We start from the raw sequence: 19,107 nt of genomic DNA, 5'->3' as shown, positions 1-19,107 counted from the left end.
GAGCCACCCTGGCACGTTCACGGGTTCTGTCGCGACAGAAAAGCAAGGAACATAAGGTGAACGGAATGACCATCAGAGCCGCATTTTCCCCCTCACCCTAACCCTCTCCCCAAAGAGGAGAGGGGACCGATCGTGCTCGCATTTTTGTGGGGATTCCTCAGCCCACAGGGAGAGGGGACTATTTAGTGCGGCCTGAACGTTTTGTAGCCTGGCTCAGACGCTTGCGCCGCCATCCGTGGCCGCGGGGATTGTAAAGGGGAACGCGGTCCTTTACCCGGTCACGTGTTTGGAGATTCCATTTCGCCATGAACGTAAAGTGAACGGAACCCTCCTCCATAGCCGCCTGGCCTCCTCACCCTGCGATGATCTCGCTTTTTGCGACTGACTTATAAACCATAGGCGCTGAGATCCGGCCCCTGCGGAACAATCCCATTTGGATTGAGCGCCTTGATGGAATAGTAGCCCTGCTTGATGTGATCAATATTCACCGTTTCCCGGATGCCCGGAACCGCCAGCATTGTCCGCAGATAGCGGTCCAGATGCGGGTATTCCGCAAGCTTACGCCGATTACATTTGAACACCCCATGGTAGGCGGCATCAAAGCGCACCAGGGTCACAAACAGACGGATATCAGCTTCGGTTAGCTGTCCACCGCAGAGAAATTCCCGCGTTGCAAGACGCGTTTCCAGCGTATCGAGCATGGAGAACACATCACTGACTGCCTCTTCATAACTGACCTGGGTGGTGGCAAAACCGGCGCGGTACACACCGTTATTCAGCGTTGGATAAATCGCGGCGTTGAGCTGATCAATCTCTTCGCGCAGGGCGGCGGGGTAGAGATCAATACTGCCACGCGCCAGTTCGCCAAAGCCGCTGTTGAGCATCCGCACGATATCAGCGGACTCGTTATTCACGATGGTATGGGTTTTCTTATCCCACAGCACCGGGACCGTCGCGCGACCGGTAAACGTTGGATCGGCTTTGGTATAAAGCTGATGCAGCCACTCGACGTTATTGATCGTGTCGCGGTCGGTGCCAGGGTAATCGCCGAAATGCCAGCCTTCCTCCAGCAGCCAGGGTTCAACCACCGAGACACTGATAACCTCTTCCAGCCCTTTCAGCTTCCGGGCAATCAGCGTACGCGAGGCCCACGGGCAAATCAGCGCGACATAGAGATGGTAGCGTCCCGGTTCGGCGATAAAACCGCCTTCGCCCGTGATACCGGGCGCCCCGTCAGGCGTCACCCAGTGGCGAAAACTGGAAGTCTGGCGCACAAACCCGCCTTTTTCATCGGTGGCCTGCACCGGGTGCCAGTCCGCCGTCCATTTTCCGTCAATCAGCATGTGTACTCCTTTAGCCTTTAAAAGGGGTCGGTTTGAGCGCGTATTTTCCATCACCGGTCAGCGCCAGAGCAAGCAGACCCACTATCCAGAATGCCGGGAATTCCCAGCCGCCGTTCGGGTTAGTGAAGAAAAAGCCAGCCGGGCCGTGAACGGTGAAGATAGCGCCCAACAGAATCGGAATCAGCACGATGGCAACGATACGGCTATAGATACCGAGGATCAGCGCAATCGCCCCCACCAGTTCAACCGCCATGGTGAGATAGGCCAGCCCGCCAGGCAGACCGAGGGAGGCAAAAAACTTCGCGGTACCCGCCGGGGTAAAAACAAAGAATTTCAGGCTAAAGTGCGCCAGAAACAGAATACCCAGCGCCAGGCGCAACAGCAGAGATGCATAGGGAGCAGTACGTGAATCAGTCATGGTTGTGTCCTCTCGAATAGGTTGATGAAAGGACTATAGGGTGTTTCCAGCCTAATGATTATTGGGTCAAAAAGAGGATATTTATTTCCATAATGGAAACAATCATGGCTACGACAGCGAGGCGTATGTTGCCGCCAGAAAATCGATTAACACGCGGGCTTTCTGCGCCAGATAGCGGGCCGGGGGATAGACCGCATAGAGCGCCAGCGGCGGCGCCTCAAAAGGAGCCAGAATGGGCACCACACGCTGCGCATTCAATGCTTTTTCAGCGATAAACATCGGCACTCTGGCAATCCCCAACCCGGCGCAGGCGGCCTCCATACAGGCTTCCGCATTGGAGAATTTGATTCGCCCGCGAACCGGCTGCAAATGCATTTGCTGTTGGGTATCGCGAAACGGCCAGTGCCAGGGATCGCGAAAATTGGTATCAACAATCAGGGCGTGCTGTTCCAGCTCTGACCAGTGTACCGGTTCGCCGTGGCGTTCAAGGTAGCTTTGGGCGGCGACGACCACACTGCGAATCGGGCATAAACGGCGGGCAATCAGGCTGCTGTCACTCAGGCTGCCGATACGCAGGGCCAGATCAAAGCCTTCATCCACCACGTTGACGAGCCTGTCGGAAAAACTGACATCCAGTTCGATATCCGGGTAGCGGCGGGCGAATTCCACCAGATGTGGCGCCAGTTGTGAGACGCCAAACGTGACAGGGGCCGAAATGCGCAGCAGCCCGGAAGGAGCGTTGGCGCTATTGCGAACGGCATCATTAAGCGCGTCGTAATCGACCAGAAGCTGACGGATTCGTTCGTAGTAGGCCAGGCCCACCTCGGTGGGGGTCAGTGAGCGGGTGCTGCGGCGCAGCAGGTTAACGCCCAGTTCGCTCTCCAGCCGGGAGATCAATTTCGATGCCTGACCATGGCTGGTACCACACCGTTGCGCCGCCGCCGTAAAACTGCCTGTTTCCATCACCGCGACAAACATACGGTCGCAATCCAGCCGCTCCATTCGTTCTACTCGCTTCTCATCAGCAAAAAAATACCATAGCAAAACCCAGGGGGGACCGCTTACGTTTTCACCTGGTCACAGCGCGTGTTTCTTGTCTTTTCGTTACAACGTCACGTCATCAAAAGCCTTGATAAGCCACTGTTTGAACTGTTGCACATCGCGGCGGCTGGCTTTATCCGCGCTGGTGACAAAATAGTAATTGCCGCCGGGAAGCGCCCCCGGCAGGGCAATATGCAGTAGCCCTTGTGCCAGCGGGTACTGGATTAGCAGTTCGCTTGCCAGTAACACGCCCTGTCCGGCAATCGCCGCCTGAATGGCGTGTGTCTCATCATCAAAACGGATCCCCGTCTGCACGGCTAAATCCGCCGGGCCAAAAGTCTCTTTCCAGTGGTGCCAGTCCGGTTCCGGCGTTGGCACATGGCGGTTTTCGATGTGAAACAGCGTAAGTCCGGCCAGATCCTGCGGGCTTTGCAGCTTTATAGCTGGGCTTGCGACCAGCACAAAACGATCCCGCCAGAGTAGCGTGCTTTCCAGCGACGCGTCCGCCTGCATGCTGTAGCGAATGGCGCAGTCGGCCATCGCGCCGCGCACATCCACCAGGCTGGTGCTGCTGTGAAAGCGCAGCTCCAGATCCGGGAGCTGGCGGTGCAAAAGCGGCAGGCGCGGCACCAGCCAGTTGGTCAGGAAATTCGAGGTGGTGCTGAGTGTCAGCGCATCGGGCGGGGCACCGGCCTCGATAAGCGTGACGGCCTCGCGCAGGGTGGTGAACATATTCTCCGAGGCGCGAAAAAGGATCTCGCCGCTGGCGGTGAGCGTTACCGCACGGGCGGAACGGGTAAACAAGCGTTGGCCGAGGGTCTCTTCCAGTTGACGAATCTGGTGACTGATAGCCGTGGAGGTGACGCCAATTTCCTCGGCGGCCAGTTTAAAACTGGCGTGGCGGGCAACGGCATCAAAAGCGCGGATCGCGCCAAGCGGTGGCAGACGACGTAATTTCATGGATGAATTTAACTCATCTTTTGCTGAAAACTATGACTTTGATTACGTCAATTAATAAGGCGTAGCCTGTATGAAGAGCAAGTAATCCATGAGGATTATTCATTATTATTCAATGAACAGGAAGCCTGATGACGCACATTAATCTGACGACAACACCGCAAACATCGCGTTCTCTTCCTTTGCTGGTACCGGGCATTGCCCAGGCGCTGATTGCGCTGGATTACGCCATTGTTTACGTGGCGCTGCCCACGCTGGCGCAGGATTTAGCGCTCACGGCTGGCGAAATGCAATGGGTTGTTTCCCTCTACGGGCTCATTTTTGCCGGGCTGCTGCTGCTGGGGGGAAGCCTCTGCGATCGTCTGGGGGCCCGGCGGATATTTACCATCGGGATGGGGCTGTTTTTATTCGCGTCCGTCATCGGTGGGCTGGCGCAGAGCGCCGCGCTGCTGTTAACCGCTCGTGCGGGTCAGGGCGTTGCGGCGGCACTCCTGCAACCGGCGGTACTGGCGCTGATGGCGCAGCGTTTTCAGGGCGAAGCCCATCGCCGGGCGCTGGCTATCTGGAGTGCGATTGGCGCGCTCGGGCTGGTGGCAGGCGTAATGCTGGGTGGGCTGCTGGCCGAGTTAAACTGGCGGGCTATCTTCTTTATCAATCTGCCACCAGGGCTGCTGGCGCTCTGGCGGGTTAGCCGGGACTTCCCGCTGTTGAGAACCGAAGGAGAGAAACAGCCCGGAGGGTTTGGGGCGCTGGCAGGCTGTGCCACCGCCGGGGCGGTCGTCTGGGCGCTGATGCGCTACGCCGAAACCGGGCAGCCTGATTTTCTGGCAAACCGTCTGGCGCTGGGTATGCTGGTGCTGTTTATCGTACATGAGCGCTTTGCCGCCAGGCCGCTGTTGTCGGAACGGCTTCGCACGTTACCGGGGCTGCAAAGCGGCTGGCTCAGTAGCGCCTGCTATATGGCAAGCGTCGGTAGTCAGTTCTATGCCATGACGCTGCTCTGGCAGCAGACACTGGCGCTGGGGGCGGTGGTGACCGGGCTGTTGTTTACCCCGCTGGCAGTGTTGATTGTGGCTGGCAACGGTCTCTATACCCGCCTGAGCGTACGCTTTTCCAGCGCGGGGGTGTTAACCGTTGGGTTTGCCGCTGCGGGGCTGGGGCTGTGGCTGCTGTCGACGACACTCACTGTGCCGTTTTCGCTTGCCTTTATGCTCGGTATTGCGCTGAGTGGCCTGGGTCACGGGCTGATTTATCCGGCGATGTTTGCCATCGGGCTGACGGCCACGCCTGTGGCGCTACAGGGGCGGGCCAGTGCGCTGATGGTCACCAGTCAGTACACCGCCGGGGCGATGATGCTGGCAATTATTACCGTGCTGTTGGGGGCGCATCCGTCACTGGAGGCGTGGCGTCTGGTGTTCCAGTGGCTGAGTGGGGCCGCGCTGGTGGGAATGTGTGTGGCATTTTGCGCTCGTCGGTCGGCGTAACCGGTGACTAACCTGTTCTTCGCCTGTCACACAAGGCAGGCGAAAATTCGCTAACCCATTAAACCCAATATTCTCGCCCGGTTCACCGCCTGAATACGTCCGCTCACCGCCAGCTTTTCATACAACTGTTTAAGGTGCCACTTGACGGTCTCAACCGAGATGCCAAGCGTGCGGGCGATGCCTTTGTTGGAGTGTCCTTCGGCGATGAGCCGTAAGGTCTGCTGCTCGCGTTCGGTCAACCGTAGCCCCTGCGTCGCGGCTTCGTGTGTCGCCAGGGGGGGAATCCCCCCGGACATCAGCATCGCCCCGGCGCTGGCGATGACGGCGGTCAATGCCGTATCGAGCTGGAACTGTTCACGCAACCGGCTGAGCAGGGCCAGTAACGCCGATCCGCCATCAAGCAGCGTGCGCTGCATGTTTTGCGCGACGGCGCGCGGGAGTGCCGGAACGCACGCCGCCATAGCCTGTTTTTCGTCACCGGCTTGCCAGAACGCCACGGCCTGCTGGATGCGCAAGCGCGTTGCCGCCAGCCATTCACCACAGCGCTCCTGCTCATTTATCACGGGAGTCAGCATCGCCGCCGCCGTCAGCGCATCGCCTTCGGCCAGTAACAGGCGGCTTTCGCAGATCTCCCGGTGCCAGCCGACAACCCTATTTTCCACCGCCCTCGGCTCGCTCGCCAGTTGCTGGAGTAGGGCGAACTGCCTGCGGGCGTTATCTTTCTTGCCGGTATTCAGGTGGAGGGTGATTTCTTCGGCAAGTAGTGCAATGCGCGCACGCCACCAGCCGCGATCTCTACACAGTTGCCCGGCATGGCGTAAGAGTGTCATGGCCTCATCAGGTTGCGCATTCAACTGCGCCTGACGCGCAAGCACCACGTAGCACAGGCTAAGACCATCCGACGGGCAAAAATCATCAATCATGCCCAGACGCAGGTTCAGCAAACTGTTGACCCGTTCGCTGTCGCCGCGCTCCCAGGCGATTTCGGCCAGCAGCGGGGCCAGCGTGGCGCCACTACTGGAATTTTGTCCGGTATGGTGCTCCGCATGGTGCAACGCCTGGATGGCCTGGCGTTCGGCTTCCTGCAGATCCCCCTGACGCAACTGACCGAGTGCCAGCACAAAGACCCGGTAGACCTCAACAAACAGGTTGCGGTTGGTGGCCTGGTTGCCGGAAACGTGCTGCTGCACCTCCAGCGCTCGCTGCGGGTGGGCAAGGGCGAGATGGCAATAACTGAGGATATTGCAGACCAGCCCATCCACCCAGATATCCCCACAGGGAACCTCATTCAGCAACGGTTCAACCAGCGGCAGACTGCCGGAAATATTATCGGCGAAGGCCTCACAAATGGCGCGCACCACGCGCTGCTTTACCCACGTTGACCGTGGAAGATGCTCTGCGCGTGTCATCACCATCGCCTCAATGGCATCAAGCAACTGGCGGGCGTCGGTAAAGCGGCAATGGTGCGCCAGCGCCCAGGCCAGATTAAGCTGTAGTTCAATACGCGAAGGATCGGGCGTGGCAGGCAGATGGTGGATCCAGCGCACCATCGTGTCGATATCGCCTTCTTCCGCCAGTGATTGTGCCCCGGCTTCTGCGTGTCGGGCGAGCGACTTCCCGGCCGCCAGCGCATGGCGTATCGCTTCTGCCCAGAGCTGCTGGGCGGCGAACCAGTTACCCGCGCGCTCGTGAAGCTGGCGGATGTCGATGGTGGCATCCTGTTGCAGGCGATGGGAGAGGGCATCGCGCATCAGCGGGTGGTAGCGAAACCAGAATCCCGCCTCATCCAGGGCGCTAAGAAACAGATTGTGTTGCTCAATCCAGGTGAGCATCTCTTTGCCGTTATTTAACCCCGTCACCGCATCACACAACGCCGGATGCAGACGATTCAGCAGCGAGGTCAGCATCAGGAAGTGGAGCACGCTGGCAGGCAGCGGTGCGAAAATGACCTCTTCAAGATAGCGACTGATTGAGCGCGAACCACCACTGAGTACCCCCCCAATGCCGGGCATTGCGTCATGCCTGCGCGGAGAGAGGGCGGCAATTTTCATCCCTGCGACCCAGCCTTCTGTCAGTGTCATCAGTTGCGGGATATCGCGCGTTTTAACCGGTGGCGTTACTGACCGGGCGAAGTAGGCCTGGGCTTCGGCATCGTTAAAGCGCAATTCACTGTCTTCGATTTCCGTGTACTGCTCCCAAAGCCGCAGGCGGCTGAGCACCAGAGGCAGGCGGTTGCGACTGCCGATAACCAGATGTAACGACGCCGGGGCATGGTGGAGCAGCCAGGTTAGCCCATCATGGATTTCGCGGCTTCGGATGCTCTGGTAATCATCGAGAATCAGATAAAGCGGGTGCGAACAGCGATGAAGCTGATTGACCAGTTCTGCCAGAAACAGTGAAAAATCGCCAGGATGCGCCCCTTCCGGGTATCGCTGGAAGGTATCGCTCCAGCCCGGATAGAGCGGGCTCAGCGCTGCCAGCAGGTAGCGCATAAAGAGTAATGGCGTGCTGTCTTCTTCTTCCAGACTGAGCCAGGCCAGCGCATCGCCCTGTGCCTGACGGTGTTGGTACCACTGGGAAAGCAGCGTGGTTTTGCCAAACCCGGCAGCCGCGCAGACCAGCGTCAGGCTACCGGAGGCGGCGTTGTCCAGTCGCGTTAGAAGACGGTCGCGTTGCAGCACGACGCCAGGGGTACGCGGCGGCGTGAGTTTTGTGAGGATCAGCGGGAGGTTGCGTGTAAATCGGAAAGGTTCTTCGTCAACGTTCTCTATGGGCAGGTGACCTGTGGGGGACAAAAATGCCATACAACCGCAACCTCGTTCTGTTCTCTTTCCCCCGAGTGTACTCAAGGAGGCAGGGCGGAACCAGCGTCACACCCGGGCGACTCGTCACTTCGCGTGCTCACCCCCCCATCAGAGGGGGTAGGCCACGCCTCGGGCGGGCGGTAGTGTAAGCCCAGTCTGCTGCCGTGGCTAAGGCAGTGTTTTTTGTCAGGATGAGGTGAAGAAAGTATGGCTATCGAAAATAAAGTCGCGCTGGTAACCGGTGCCGGTCAAGGGATTGGGCGAGGCATTGCGTTGCGTCTGGCTAAAGACGGCGCAGCAATCATGCTGGTGGATATGAAGGCAGAAGCGCTGGAAGCCGTCGCCGCTGAGGTCAGAGCCTTAGGGCGCAAAGCCGCGACGTTCGTGGCCGATATCTCCGATCGTGAACAGGTCTATGCGGCTATCGCCCAGACGGAACGCGAACTGGGTGGTTTTGACATCATCGTTAACAACGCCGGTATCGCGCAGGTACAACCGCTCTCCGATGTCACCCCGGAAGAGGTGGATCGCATTATGCGGATTAACGTGCAGGGTACCCTGTGGGGGATTCAGGCCGCGGCGAAAAAATTCGAAGAACGTAAGCAGAAAGGCAAAATTATTAACGCCTGTTCTATTGCCGGCCATGACGGTTTTGCGATGTTAGGCATTTACTCGGCGACCAAATTCGCCGTCCGTGCGCTGACGCAGGCGGCGGCAAAAGAGTATGCCAGCCGTGGTATTACGGTGAACGCTTACTGTCCGGGGATTGTGGGCACCGGGATGTGGACTGAAATCGACCAGCGTTTCGCGGCGATCACAGGCGCACCGGTGGGTGAAACGTATAAGAAATATGTCGAAGGGATTGCGCTGGGACGCGCGGAAACCCCGGATGATGTGGCAAGCCTGGTCTCTTACCTGGCAGGCCCGGATTCTGACTATGTCACCGGCCAGTCGATTCTGATTGATGGCGGTATTGTTTACCGTTAAGCCTGTTTTGATATGTAAAAAGGGCAGCAGGCTGCCCTTTTTTATGCGTGCGCCAAATCAGTTAAAGCGCGCGGTAATCGCCGCAACTCGTTCGCCAAATTTAGTCGCTGCGGCAAGGTCGCCAGACGGGATTTTATCCGCGCCCGCATCGGACGGAGACTGCACCAGCAGGCCCACAGAACCGCCCAGGTTGTTCAGATCTTCACGCGACGCGGCCAGCGTATTCGCCGGCGGCAAGCCAAGGCTCACCCACACACCGCCGTGCTGAGACGCCAGGGTTTGCAGGTACTGCAACGTCACCTGTTTGTCACCGTTCAGGCTGGCGCTGTTACTGAAACCCGCAAAAATTTTATCCTGCCAGCTACGGGTAAACCACGCTTTAGAGGTGGCATCAGCGAACTTTTTAAATTGCCACGGTACGCCGCCCATGTACGTCGGCGCGCCAAAAATAATCGCCTTCGCGTCGTTTAACTTTTGCCAGTCGCTTTCTGTGATTTCGCCATTTTCATTAATAGCAATCAGCTCAGCACTGGCACCGGCAGCAACATTTTCCGCAACCAGGGAGGTGTGGCCGTAGCCAGAAAAATAGACAACAACGATACTCATAGGTAGTCCCTCAATGGTGAATGATTATTCTTTATTACCAGACAGACTGTATTTCCCGGCGCCAAGAAACATAATGCACAGGCCGCCGAGGAAATAGAGTGCTTCACTTTCAAGTCCCCATGCCCCGACTTTGGTCAGGGTAAAGAATTTATCTGTACCCACCAGCAATGTTGCCACCACAATGTTAAAGGCATAAATAAAAGCGGCAGGGCGGGTTAACCAGCCAATAATGATCAGCACGGGCGCAACAATTTCGCCGATATAAACACCCTGGGCGATAAATCCGGGTAACCCCTTTGCTTCAAGCATCGCGGAAATCCAGTCTACGCCGTGGTTCACTTTGGCAACGCCATGAAAAAGCATTAAAATGCCGAACGTTAACCGAAGCAGTAATCGGCCAAAATCAGGATGCCTGGTGTACCGGGTAAACGCTTCATCAAATTTATTCAACACGATGTCATCTCTTATTTTATTGCACCACGGATTGCCGCGTTATTGCGCGAAAGGTGGTCAAATATTCGCAGGTTTATTTTTTCGACACAGCGGGTGAGCAAGGTATGTATAAATACTTTGTCATTCAGAGTGCCTTAGTATCCAATAGATACCTGAAGCGATTTATACACATTATCCTGGGGTCATGAAAGAAGGCACCTGAAGGCCACTAAGTTTCCCTGAGGAAACCTTGTAAGAGAAACTATCGTTATGAATAAACTGCAATTACCTTACGATGTTTACGACGATCGCTGCCCGACGCGTGATGTGCTCTCAAGGCTGGCCGATAAATGGGCGTTGCTGGTTCTGGGCTGTCTGGAAAAAGAGCCGCAGCATTTTAACAGTTTGCGACGACATATTCGCGGGATTACGCAGAAAATGTTGACGCAGACGCTGCGAAAGCTGGAGCGTGACGGGCTCGTCTCGCGGAAAATTTTCCCCACGGTGCCTGTCACGGTGGAATACAGTTTGTCGCCGTTAGGCAAAACGCTGACGCACACCATGTCGTTTCTGACACTGTGGGTAGAAGACAATATGGACGCCATGCTGGCGGCCCAGGCGGCCTTTGATAAGGCCAATCCCGCCAGCTAGCAGGACATCCACAGCCTGGACGTATTGCGTGAATAATGTGACACAGTGAACACACCTGTCAGACAGGCGTTAAAAAACGACACTCCCGCCTGAGGAGTGTCGTCAGTTTATTGGGGCCGGGCAGTGTCGAGGGTAAGGACGTCACCGCTGCGCACTTTAGCCAGTGCGCTGACTTGCTGATACAGCACGGGGATCCCGGCTTCCCTGGCGATAATCGCGCTATGAGAGTGCGGGCTACCCTGCAGCAGGGCAATCCCGGCGATGTTTTTCTTTTCCAGTTGCAGCATGACGGACGGGTAGAGATCGCTTGCAATAAGAATACTCGGGCGCAGCGGCGTCGGGATGTTTTCCAGCGCCTGTGCCAGATGAAGATGTGTGCGATGCAGTAAATCTTCTATATCGATATAGCGTGCCTGCAAATAGGCATCATCCAGATGGCGATACTGGCTGCTAAGTTCCATCAGCATCTTGTGCCACGCCCATTCCGCCGTGCATTTTCGCTGGCGTAGCATCTCCCAGGCGCTATCCATCAGTTCCTGATCGTCAAGCAGGGTCTGGTGACCGGCAAAAATGGCGGCGATCTCGGGGGAAAACTTCTCTTCCGCCAGGCGAATCAGGTCGCTCAGATCGTCCAGCGTGTCCTTAACGGCACTGTGCAGACGAGCCATTTCCTCTTCCGGTGTTCGCACGGTGGCCTGGGCCAGCGGCAGCTCGACAGGGGTATAGCGCAACGCCTGGCCTTTAATCTGGACTGGAATATCTGGCGTTACCGCAGGTTGCTGCGCCGTGAGCGTTTCCCCGAAATTTTCCTGTGCCAGCCGTTCAAAGGCCGCCAGCGCCAGCGCTGCCTGCGGGCCACGGGCAATCAGGCGCAGGGTGTCGTGGCAGCGTACCTGCAGGAGGGCGATTTGATTGATGCTGTCCGGCCTGACGCATTTTCCCTCTTTTTCCAGCAACAGCCGGGCGTCAAAACCGGCCAGCGCAGCCACCAGGCGAGATGCCGGGCGAACGTGCAGGCCGTTAGGGTTGTTCACGGTCACTGCGACGGTGAGCGCCTCTTCGTGTGTCTCATCGTCTGTTTGTGGTTGTGGGGGCGCTTTCTGCCGGGCGTCGAGACCAAGCTGAACGCGTTTTGCCTCAAGAGCGTTTTGCGCATCGGCAATCACCTTGTCAATGTCAGACCCCGTGGCGGCGCTAACCGTGGCGGCCAGGGTACCTTCCACCAGAGGCGCGGCGCACAGACGCACTTTTGCGGCAATGTCCGGGTCAAGCAGTTCCAGGGCGGTTTCCGCGCTTAACAGGGCGCTACCGATATCCATCATCACCAGCACATGATCGGTGTCGGCCACCGACTCAATGGCCTCCATGACTTTAATCGGATCGGTGCCGATCGGATTATCAGGATCGTCAATTCCAGCGGCGATGGCTAACTTGCAGCCATCTCCCGTTAACATCTGCCGGGCCAGTTCCCCGACACCCTGGCCCAGTTGGGCACTATGAGAAACAATCACCAGGTTAACCATCGCCGTTTCCTTCTTTTACGCTTTCGCGGCTGCCGCCAGCATCTGAACCATAAACATCACCGAGGTTGCGCCTGGGTCCTGATGACCAATACTGCGTTCGCCCAGATAGCTGGCGCGGCCTTTACGGGCCTGCATGGTGATGGTCGACTGAACTGCCTTTTCAGCCACCTGGCTTGCGGCATCCAGAGCCGCGGGAATGGACAGGTTTTGCGCGATGGCCTGCTCCAGCGATTCCGCGACGGGCAGCCAGACGTCACACATGGTTTTGTCGCCGGGCTCTGCTTTACCACGGCTGATTACCCCTTCGGCGCCTTCACGGATCATCTGATGCAGCTCAACAAGCGTCAGGCTTTGATGGGCCTGGGTCGCCTGCGCGGCGCGCAGAAAAAAGGTGCCAAACAATGGACCGCTGGCCCCGCCGACGTTAGAGAGCAGCACCATACCGGTGTTTTTGAGAATAAAGCCGATGTCTTTGTCTGCAATGGCGGGCAGTTTTTCCACCACTTTGCTAAAGCCGCGATGCATGTTCAGGCCGTGGTCCGCATCACCTATGGCCCTGTCCAGGCCGGTGAGAAAATCACTCTCTTTGGTGAAGACCTCGCCGCAGCGGTAGAGCCAGTCAACAATTTGGTTTCTGTTCAGCGACATAAAAAATTCCTTAGTTACCCCAGGTCATGGCCGGTGTGTGAACTGGTGCATCCCACAAAGCGAGGATTTCGTCGTCGGCTTTCAGCAAGGTAATGGAGAAGCCGCCCATGTCCAGTGATGTACACCAGCTACCGACCAGATTACGTTCGATGACAATACCGGCTTCCTGGCAGCGAGTTTCCAGCCGGTTGTAAACGCCGTACAGCTCAGACAGCGGCGTTGCGCCCAGGTTGTTGACCATCGCAATAACGCGATCGCCGCGCTGTAGGGCCTGTTTGCTCTGTTTGACTTCCTGCCAGCTTCCGCTGGTGTGATCCCATTCGCGCAGGGTGCGGCTGTAGTTGCCATTTTCCAGTAGCACGTTAAACATCTCGTCGACGGTGGCATCAAGCGAGCTAAACGGGCGGCGGTCGATCCCCGGTTCGCCGTGGATACCCACGCCAAATTCCATCTCGTTGTCCGCAAGCGTAAACGAAGGCTGACCGGCCGCAGGAACCGTACAGGCGCTTAAGGCGATACCAATGGAGTGCCCCTGATTGTTGAGCTTACGGCCCAACTGCGCGCAGGCATCCAGTGAATCTCCGCGCTCGGCGGCGGCGCCGACCAGTTTTTCAATCAAGACGGTATTTGCCACCCCACGGCGTCCGGCGGTATAGAGACTGTCTTTCACCGCCACGTCGTCATCCACCACCACGGTTGTGACCTTCACGCCGCTGTCGTGCAGCAGCTCAGCGGCGGTTTCGAAATTGAGGATATCGCCCGTGTAGTTTTTGATGATTAACAGCACGCCTTCGCCACCATCAATGTTCATGGCGCATTCGAACATTTTATCCGGCGTGGGGGAGGTGAAAATCTCCCCAGGGCAGGCACCGCTTAACATACCTTTGCCGATATAGCCGCAGTGCATCGGCTCATGACCGCTGCCGCCGCCGGATAACAGCGCCACTTTCCCGGCGACCGGGGCATCGGCGCGGGTCATATACACCGGGTCCTGGTGCAGCGTCAGCTCAGGGTGCGCTTTTGCCAGGCCAGCTAATTGTTCGCTTAATACATCTTCCACACGGTTAATCAGTTTTTTCATTATTCATACTCCGCAGGAGGTGAGCCAGGCCATCCGCAGCGCGCAGGCCTGATGTTGTAGGGCATCAGCGGCGGATACCCGTCGTGCGGGTTTCCCTGGCCGATGTGCTGATTCTCCTCTGGCGAGCGAAAAAGAAAACGCCAAAAAAATGGGTTTCATAGTGAAACGCCCTTGCCAGGAAATGTTTCATAACGGAACGCTTTTGCCGGAGAAAGGGGGAAAATGCGAGCAATGCCCGCCTTTTTTACCCCGGTTCCAATGCAGAATATATTTTGTGTAAAAAATCAGCGAACCAGGACAGCGAACATTGCCAGCCACTCAGTGCCGCAGCCAACGCGAGGCGGATCGCATCGTGGGTCAGCGTTATTGACGCAGGTTCCATAATGGAACGTTTACGTTGATTTCTTTTTTCGGCTGTAGCGACAATAACGCTCGTTACCCGACTCAGACGGAACCGCGCATGCCACAGCATCAAACGACAGAACAGGATGTCGCCTCCTTCATCGCCCACTCCTGGCAGCGCTGCGAAAAGATCATGCAGCGTGACACCTGGGGCACGCCGCACCAGGCACAGGGGCTGACGTTTGAGACGATCAGCCGCCGTAAAACCGGGCTGCTGACGATTGGTCAGGCGGCGCTGGAGGATGCTCTGGAATATATGGAAGGGCGGCCCTGCGCGCTGTTTATCCTTGATGAGTCTGCCTGTATTTTGAGTCGCTGTGGCCATCCCGACACGCTTAACGCGCTGTCCCGGCTCGGCTTCCTGCCGGGCAGCTACTGTGCGGAAAGTATTATTGGCAGTTGTGCGCTGTCGCTGGCGGCGATAATGGGCCAGCCGGTAAAGACGCTGGGCAACCAGCATTTCAAACAGGCGCTGTTCCCGTGGGCCTTTTGCTCAACGCCGGTATTTGACAACCATGGTCGTCTGTCCGGGTCTATTGCGCTGTGCTGCCGGGCGGAACATGCCTCCCCGGCGGATCTGTCGCTGACGCTGGCAACGGCCAGAGAAATTGGCAACTCGCTTCTGACGGACAATTTGCTGGCGGAATCTAACCGCCATCTGAATCAGATGTACGGCCTGCTGGAGAGTATGGATGACGGGGTGATGGCCTGGAATGAGCAGGGGGTGCTGCAATTTCTCAACGTGCAGGCGGCGCGCATGCTGTATCTCGACGTACAGGTCAGCCAGGGGAAAAACATTAGCGATCTGGTGACATTGCCCGCGCTGCTTCGCCGGGCGATTAAACATGCCCAGGCGGTTAATCACGCAGAGGTGACGTTCGAAAGCCAGCACCAGTTTATTGATGCGGTGGTGACCCTCAAACCCATCGTCGAAGAGCAGGGGAATAGCTTTATTTTGCTGCTACACCCGGTCGAGCAGATGCGGCAGTTAATGACCAGCCAGTTGGGTAAAGTCAGCCATACCTTCGAGCAGATGCCCGCCGACGATCCGCAAACCCGCCGACTGATCCAGGCCGGTCGTCAGGCGGCGCGCGGGGCGTTTCCTGTTCTGCTGTACGGGGAAGAGGGGGTGGGTAAGGAGCTGATGTCGCAGGCCATTCACAACGAGAGCGAACGCGCCGGGGGGCCGTATATCGCCGTTAACTGCCAGTTGTATGCCGACAGTGCGCTGGGGCTGGATTTTATGGGCAGCGCGGCGACGGAAAATGAGAAAGGGCGCCTCAGCCGCCTGGAACTGGCCAATGGCGGTACGCTGTTTCTGGAAAAAATCGAGTATCTGGCCCCCGAGCTGCAATCAACGCTATTGCAGGTGATCAAGCAGGGGGTGCTTACCCGGCTTGAGGCCCGACGTCTGGTACCGGTGGATATCAAAGTCATTGCTGCTACCACGGTCGATTTGGGGAATCTGGTGGAGCAAAACCGCTTTAGCCGTCAGCTTTATTATGCTTTGCGCGCCTTTGAGGTCGTCATCCCGCCCCTGCGGGAACGTCGCGACAGTATTCCTGCCCTGGTACAAAGCCGTCTGCGCGGGCTGGAGCGACGATTTTCCTCGCGGCTTAGGGTAGATGACGATGCGCTGGCCCGGCTGGTGGCCTACTCCTGGCCGGGGAATGATTTCGAGCTCAACAGCATTATTGAAAATATCGCGATCAGCAGCGAACAGGGCCATATTCGCCTGAGCCATCTGCCGGAGTGGTTGTTTAACGAAGGGAGTGCACCGCAGGAACCGGGCGCCAGACTATCCGCAAACCTGACGTTTTCCGCCGTTGAAAAAGAGGCGATTATCCAGGCCGCCAGAGTGACCAACGGGCGAATACAGGAGATGTCGCAATTGCTCAATATTGGTCGTACCACCCTGTGGCGCAAGATGAAGCAGTACGACATTGATGCCAGCCAGTTTAAGCGCACGCACCTGCGCTAAGGACTATTCGTGCGCTGTGCAGAACGCGGCCAGCGCGGCGGCAAGGGCGGGTGGGTTCTCCCACGACATATTGTGCCCGCAGTCGGCCAGTTCCACAGTGGCGATGCCCATGGCGCTCAGTTGCGTAAAATCATCATCCGGCAGGGATTCTGCGCCAAACAGCAGGCAGATGGGCTTATTGAGTTCAACAAACATTTCAAACCACTGATTGCCGGTAATCAGGCTGGATGCGCCACGCCAGACAGCCCAGGGGGCGGCGGCCGATAAACTTCCGGTCCAGGGGTTTTTATAGTTGTTCATCATGAGCGCATAGACATGAGTGATATAGGTCTCTTCATCGACCCGACAAATCTGGCGGCTAAAAAATCCCCCATCGGGGCGGAAGTTGGGCTCCGAGACTATCAGGCCACGTAAACCGCTAAGTTGGGTTGCGGCTTCAATGGCAATACTGCCCCCCATGCTATGTCCATACAGGAAGTAATCATCAAGCTGTAAATGGGCAATCAGTTCGCAGACAACAGCGGCTTGTTCGCTGATGGAGTAGCGAAATTCTTTTGGTTTCTCACTATAACCGTAACCTGGCAGGTCAATCAGGATGGCGCGTCGGCCCTGGAAGTTTTTATCGCAGACCACGCGGGGGTACTCGTAAGAGGAGGCGCAGCCAAGGCCGTGCACAAAGACCAGCGGCACACCGTCGCCGGGGAGATCTAACCAGCGGACAACGCAACCGGCCTGGGTAGAGAAAAATGCGTTCATCGGTTTTTCCTTGTGATGACGTTTTTTGCGCGCGCCGACAGCATCCACGCAATAGCATAAAACCGCTATCATTCCCCCCCATTTAGGTTATGTCAAAAATTATAAAACCCGCCATGTTTACTCACGGTCTACGGCCTGAAAGCAGGGGAGATCCTTTCCCCTGTCTGCGCGGGTTTAGAACGATGCGCGTTTATAGGGAGCGTATTGCGCTTGCCAGAAGGTTTTCTCGATTGCCGCATGCAGTTCGTCGTCGCTGGCCTGCGGGGCAACGCCATCCTGCTGAGCCGCACGCGCAGTGGCCAACGCAATGGCGCGCGAAATCTCACCAATATCTTCCACTGCCGGTAACAGGCCGCCGCGCTCCAGGGTGGCCTGCGGTGAATGGGCGGCCAGCGCCTGGCTTGCGGCCATTAACATGTTTTCCGTTACCCGCTTTGCGTTACCGGCGAGGATCCCAAGCCCCAGCCCTGGGAAAATGTAGGCGTTGTTGCACTGAGCAATCTCGTAGACCGCGCCATCGTAATGCACCGGTGCAAACGGGCTGCCGGTGGCAATCAGCGCCGCGCCCTGGGTCCATTCAATCAGGTCACGCGGCTGCGCTTCCGCCCGGGAGGTCGGGTTGGAGAGCGGCATAATGATCGGGCGCGGACAGTGGCTGTACATCTCTTTGACGATCTCTTCGCTGAACAGGCCCGGCTGACCGGAAACGCCGATCATGACCGTCGGGTGGGCGTTACGCACCACATCCAGCAGAGAGATATTGTTCTGCTCCACATCCCAGTGGGCGATAGCCTCGCGCGGGGTCACCAGTTTTTGCTGGAAATCGAGCAGGTTCGGCATGTCGTCCGTCAGCAGGCCAAAGCGGTCGACCATAAAGACGCGGCCGCGCGCCTGGGCTTCGCTTAAGCCTGTTGAGACCATATAAGCAATGATTTTTTCCGCAATGCCGCAGCCTGCGGAGCCACCGCCTAAAAAGACGATCCGCTGATCCTGTAAATTGACGCCTGCGGTACGTGAGGCGGCGATCAGGGTGCCCAGCGTAACGGCGGCGGTGCCCTGAATGTCATCATTGAAGCAGCACAGTTTATCCCGGTAGCGGTTGAGCAATTTCGTCGCGTTCTTCTGGGCGAAATCTTCGAACTGTAAGAGGACATCCGGCCAGCGGGCTTTGACCGCATCGATGAACATGTCCATAAATTCCATGTACTGATCATCGGTAATACGCGGGTGCCGCCAGCCCATATAGAGCGGGTCGTCCAGGCGTTGGGCATTGTTGGTGCCGACGTCAAGCATGATAGGCAGGGTAGTGGCCGGGTTGATGCCGCCGCAGGCGGTATAGAGGGAGAGTTTGCCAATGGGAATCCCCATTCCGCCCACGCCCTGGTCTCCGAGGCCCAGAATGCGCTCACCGTCTGTCACCACAATGACGCGGATATCGTTACGTGAAAATTGTTGCAGCATTTCATCAATCTGGTGGCGGTTCGGCCAGGAGATAAACAGGCCACGGGCCCGGCGATAGATGTCGGAGAAATGCTCGCAGGCTTCGCCCACTGTCGGGGTATAAATGATCGGCAGCATTTCGCTTAAATGCGTGCGCACCAGGTTATAAAATAATGTCTCGTTGGTGTCCTGAATATTGCGCAAATAAATATGTTTTGAAATATCACGTTTGAAATCGCAAAACTGCGCCCATGCCCGGTCGGTTTGTTCTTTAATAGTTTCTACCGTGTCAGGGAGCAATCCATTTAAATTGAGTGCCTGGCGCTCTTCCTGGGTAAACGCCAGGCCTTTATTTAATAATGGGGTTTCCAGCAATACTGCGCCAGTATAAGGCGTGTACAGCATCTCTTTTTTTAACATGTTACGACTCCTGAATAAACACATACCTTGCCTGCAAAAACGGCAACGTATTGCCGCTATTAATGAGGTCGCCTGGTGTTGATGAAGTTACGCCATGCCATTCTAATCGCACATGGCGCTGACTTTGGGTTTG

General features: G+C 57.0%; 16 protein-coding genes. 4 read left to right on the top strand and 12 right to left on the bottom strand.

The genetic code is table 11. The annotated features are described in order from the left end of the window. Positions 1-386: 386 nt before the first annotated feature. The 4 genes from ABU190_RS06755 to ABU190_RS06740 form a co-directional block, all read right to left on the bottom strand. A complete protein-coding gene (locus ABU190_RS06755) occupies positions 387-1,343 on the bottom strand; it encodes a glutathione S-transferase family protein (protein ID WP_354690800.1) in 957 nt (318 codons plus the stop codon). A gap of 10 nt (positions 1,344-1,353) precedes the next feature. Then, positions 1,354-1,761 (bottom strand): DoxX family protein, encoded by a 408-nt coding sequence (locus ABU190_RS06750; protein WP_039079357.1) that lies wholly within the window; start codon positions 1,759-1,761, stop codon positions 1,354-1,356. A gap of 108 nt (positions 1,762-1,869) precedes the next feature. Then, a complete protein-coding gene (locus ABU190_RS06745; RefSeq protein WP_108701462.1) occupies positions 1,870-2,763 on the bottom strand; it encodes a LysR family transcriptional regulator in 894 nt (297 codons plus the stop codon). 102 nt (positions 2,764-2,865) lie between these two features. Further along, positions 2,866-3,762, bottom strand: coding sequence for a LysR substrate-binding domain-containing protein (locus tag ABU190_RS06740; protein ID WP_079496636.1), 897 nt, complete (start codon positions 3,760-3,762; stop codon positions 2,866-2,868). Positions 3,763-3,890: 128 nt separating this feature from the next. Here ABU190_RS06740 and ABU190_RS06735 point away from each other — a divergent pair, with 128 nt between their 5' ends. Further along, positions 3,891-5,243, top strand: coding sequence for an MFS transporter (locus ABU190_RS06735; RefSeq protein WP_354690799.1), 1,353 nt, complete (start codon positions 3,891-3,893; stop codon positions 5,241-5,243). Between the two features lie 50 nt (positions 5,244-5,293). On the opposite strand, the gene ABU190_RS06730 is transcribed toward ABU190_RS06735, so the two are convergent. After that, complete coding sequence (locus ABU190_RS06730) at positions 5,294-8,047, bottom strand: LuxR C-terminal-related transcriptional regulator (protein ID WP_354690798.1); 2,754 nt, start codon at positions 8,045-8,047, stop codon at positions 5,294-5,296. Positions 8,048-8,254: 207 nt separating this feature from the next. Here ABU190_RS06730 and ABU190_RS06725 point away from each other — a divergent pair, with 207 nt between their 5' ends. Continuing rightward, positions 8,255-9,034, top strand: a complete 780-nt coding sequence (locus ABU190_RS06725; RefSeq protein WP_039079352.1) for an acetoin reductase — start codon at positions 8,255-8,257, stop codon at positions 9,032-9,034. A gap of 57 nt (positions 9,035-9,091) precedes the next feature. On the opposite strand, the gene ABU190_RS06720 is transcribed toward ABU190_RS06725, so the two are convergent. Both ABU190_RS06720 and ABU190_RS06715 read right to left on the bottom strand, forming a co-directional pair. After that, a complete protein-coding gene (locus ABU190_RS06720) occupies positions 9,092-9,640 on the bottom strand; it encodes a flavodoxin family protein (protein ID WP_354690797.1) in 549 nt (182 codons plus the stop codon). Positions 9,641-9,664: 24 nt separating this feature from the next. Further along, on the bottom strand, positions 9,665-10,093 hold the full coding sequence (locus ABU190_RS06715; RefSeq protein WP_039079350.1) for a DoxX family protein: 429 nt from the start codon (positions 10,091-10,093) through the stop codon (positions 9,665-9,667). Positions 10,094-10,342: 249 nt separating this feature from the next. On the opposite strand from ABU190_RS06715, the gene ABU190_RS06710 reads away from it, so the two are divergent. After that, complete coding sequence (locus ABU190_RS06710) at positions 10,343-10,723, top strand: helix-turn-helix domain-containing protein (RefSeq protein ID WP_354690796.1); 381 nt, start codon at positions 10,343-10,345, stop codon at positions 10,721-10,723. A 107-nt stretch (positions 10,724-10,830) separates the two neighbouring features. Here ABU190_RS06710 and dhaM read toward each other — a convergent pair whose 3' ends face one another. Genes dhaM through dhaK form a run of 3 tightly spaced genes read right to left on the bottom strand, consistent with a single transcriptional unit; the run spans position 10,831 to position 13,975 of the window. Next, complete coding sequence (gene dhaM / locus ABU190_RS06705) at positions 10,831-12,246, bottom strand: dihydroxyacetone kinase phosphoryl donor subunit DhaM (protein ID WP_354690795.1); 1,416 nt, start codon at positions 12,244-12,246, stop codon at positions 10,831-10,833. A gap of 15 nt (positions 12,247-12,261) precedes the next feature. After that, positions 12,262-12,894 (bottom strand): dihydroxyacetone kinase subunit DhaL, encoded by a 633-nt coding sequence (dhaL, locus tag ABU190_RS06700; RefSeq protein ID WP_039079347.1) that lies wholly within the window; start codon positions 12,892-12,894, stop codon positions 12,262-12,264. 10 nt (positions 12,895-12,904) lie between these two features. Then, positions 12,905-13,975, bottom strand: coding sequence for a dihydroxyacetone kinase subunit DhaK (dhaK, locus tag ABU190_RS06695; protein ID WP_354690794.1), 1,071 nt, complete (start codon positions 13,973-13,975; stop codon positions 12,905-12,907). Positions 13,976-14,435: 460 nt separating this feature from the next. On the opposite strand from dhaK, the gene dhaR reads away from it, so the two are divergent. Beyond that, a complete protein-coding gene (gene dhaR / locus ABU190_RS06690) occupies positions 14,436-16,358 on the top strand; it encodes a dihydroxyacetone kinase operon transcriptional regulator DhaR (protein ID WP_354690793.1) in 1,923 nt (640 codons plus the stop codon). Positions 16,359-16,361: 3 nt separating this feature from the next. On the opposite strand, the gene ABU190_RS06685 is transcribed toward dhaR, so the two are convergent. Beyond that, positions 16,362-17,114, bottom strand: a complete 753-nt coding sequence (locus ABU190_RS06685) for an alpha/beta hydrolase (RefSeq protein ID WP_354690792.1) — start codon at positions 17,112-17,114, stop codon at positions 16,362-16,364. A 174-nt stretch (positions 17,115-17,288) separates the two neighbouring features. Further along, positions 17,289-18,974 (bottom strand): NAD-dependent malic enzyme, encoded by a 1,686-nt coding sequence (locus ABU190_RS06680; protein ID WP_354690791.1) that lies wholly within the window; start codon positions 18,972-18,974, stop codon positions 17,289-17,291. Between the last annotated feature and the right edge of the window lie 133 nt (positions 18,975-19,107).

Origin of the sequence: Phytobacter sp. RSE-02 (genome assembly GCF_040578655.1) — a bacterium.
GTDB classification, from domain to species: domain Bacteria; phylum Pseudomonadota; class Gammaproteobacteria; order Enterobacterales; family Enterobacteriaceae; genus Phytobacter; species Phytobacter diazotrophicus.
Note: the sequence above shows the minus strand (reverse complement) of the source record. Positions and strands in the feature narration are given on the sequence as shown.

Excerpts from the sequence above, each read along its gene's own strand:
- dhaK (WP_354690794.1), bottom strand. The coding sequence starts at position 13,975 with ATGAAAAAACTGATTAACCGTGTGGAAGATGTATTAAGCGAACAATTA.
- dhaL (WP_039079347.1), bottom strand. The coding sequence starts at position 12,894 with ATGTCGCTGAACAGAAACCAAATTGTTGACTGGCTCTACCGCTGCGGC.
- ABU190_RS06720 (WP_354690797.1), bottom strand. The coding sequence starts at position 9,640 with ATGAGTATCGTTGTTGTCTATTTTTCTGGCTACGGCCACACCTCCCTG.
- ABU190_RS06740 (WP_079496636.1), bottom strand. The coding sequence starts at position 3,762 with ATGAAATTACGTCGTCTGCCACCGCTTGGCGCGATCCGCGCTTTTGAT.
- ABU190_RS06725 (WP_039079352.1), top strand. The coding sequence starts at position 8,255 with ATGGCTATCGAAAATAAAGTCGCGCTGGTAACCGGTGCCGGTCAAGGG.
- ABU190_RS06730 (WP_354690798.1), bottom strand. The coding sequence starts at position 8,047 with ATGGCATTTTTGTCCCCCACAGGTCACCTGCCCATAGAGAACGTTGAC.
- ABU190_RS06680 (WP_354690791.1), bottom strand. The coding sequence starts at position 18,974 with ATGTTAAAAAAAGAGATGCTGTACACGCCTTATACTGGCGCAGTATTG.
- ABU190_RS06685 (WP_354690792.1), bottom strand. The coding sequence starts at position 17,114 with ATGAACGCATTTTTCTCTACCCAGGCCGGTTGCGTTGTCCGCTGGTTA.
- dhaR (WP_354690793.1), top strand. The coding sequence starts at position 14,436 with ATGCCACAGCATCAAACGACAGAACAGGATGTCGCCTCCTTCATCGCC.
- ABU190_RS06750 (WP_039079357.1), bottom strand. The coding sequence starts at position 1,761 with ATGACTGATTCACGTACTGCTCCCTATGCATCTCTGCTGTTGCGCCTG.
- ABU190_RS06745 (WP_108701462.1), bottom strand. The coding sequence starts at position 2,763 with ATGGAGCGGCTGGATTGCGACCGTATGTTTGTCGCGGTGATGGAAACA.
- dhaM (WP_354690795.1), bottom strand. The coding sequence starts at position 12,246 with ATGGTTAACCTGGTGATTGTTTCTCATAGTGCCCAACTGGGCCAGGGT.
- ABU190_RS06755 (WP_354690800.1), bottom strand. The coding sequence starts at position 1,343 with ATGCTGATTGACGGAAAATGGACGGCGGACTGGCACCCGGTGCAGGCC.
- ABU190_RS06710 (WP_354690796.1), top strand. The coding sequence starts at position 10,343 with ATGAATAAACTGCAATTACCTTACGATGTTTACGACGATCGCTGCCCG.
- ABU190_RS06735 (WP_354690799.1), top strand. The coding sequence starts at position 3,891 with ATGACGCACATTAATCTGACGACAACACCGCAAACATCGCGTTCTCTT.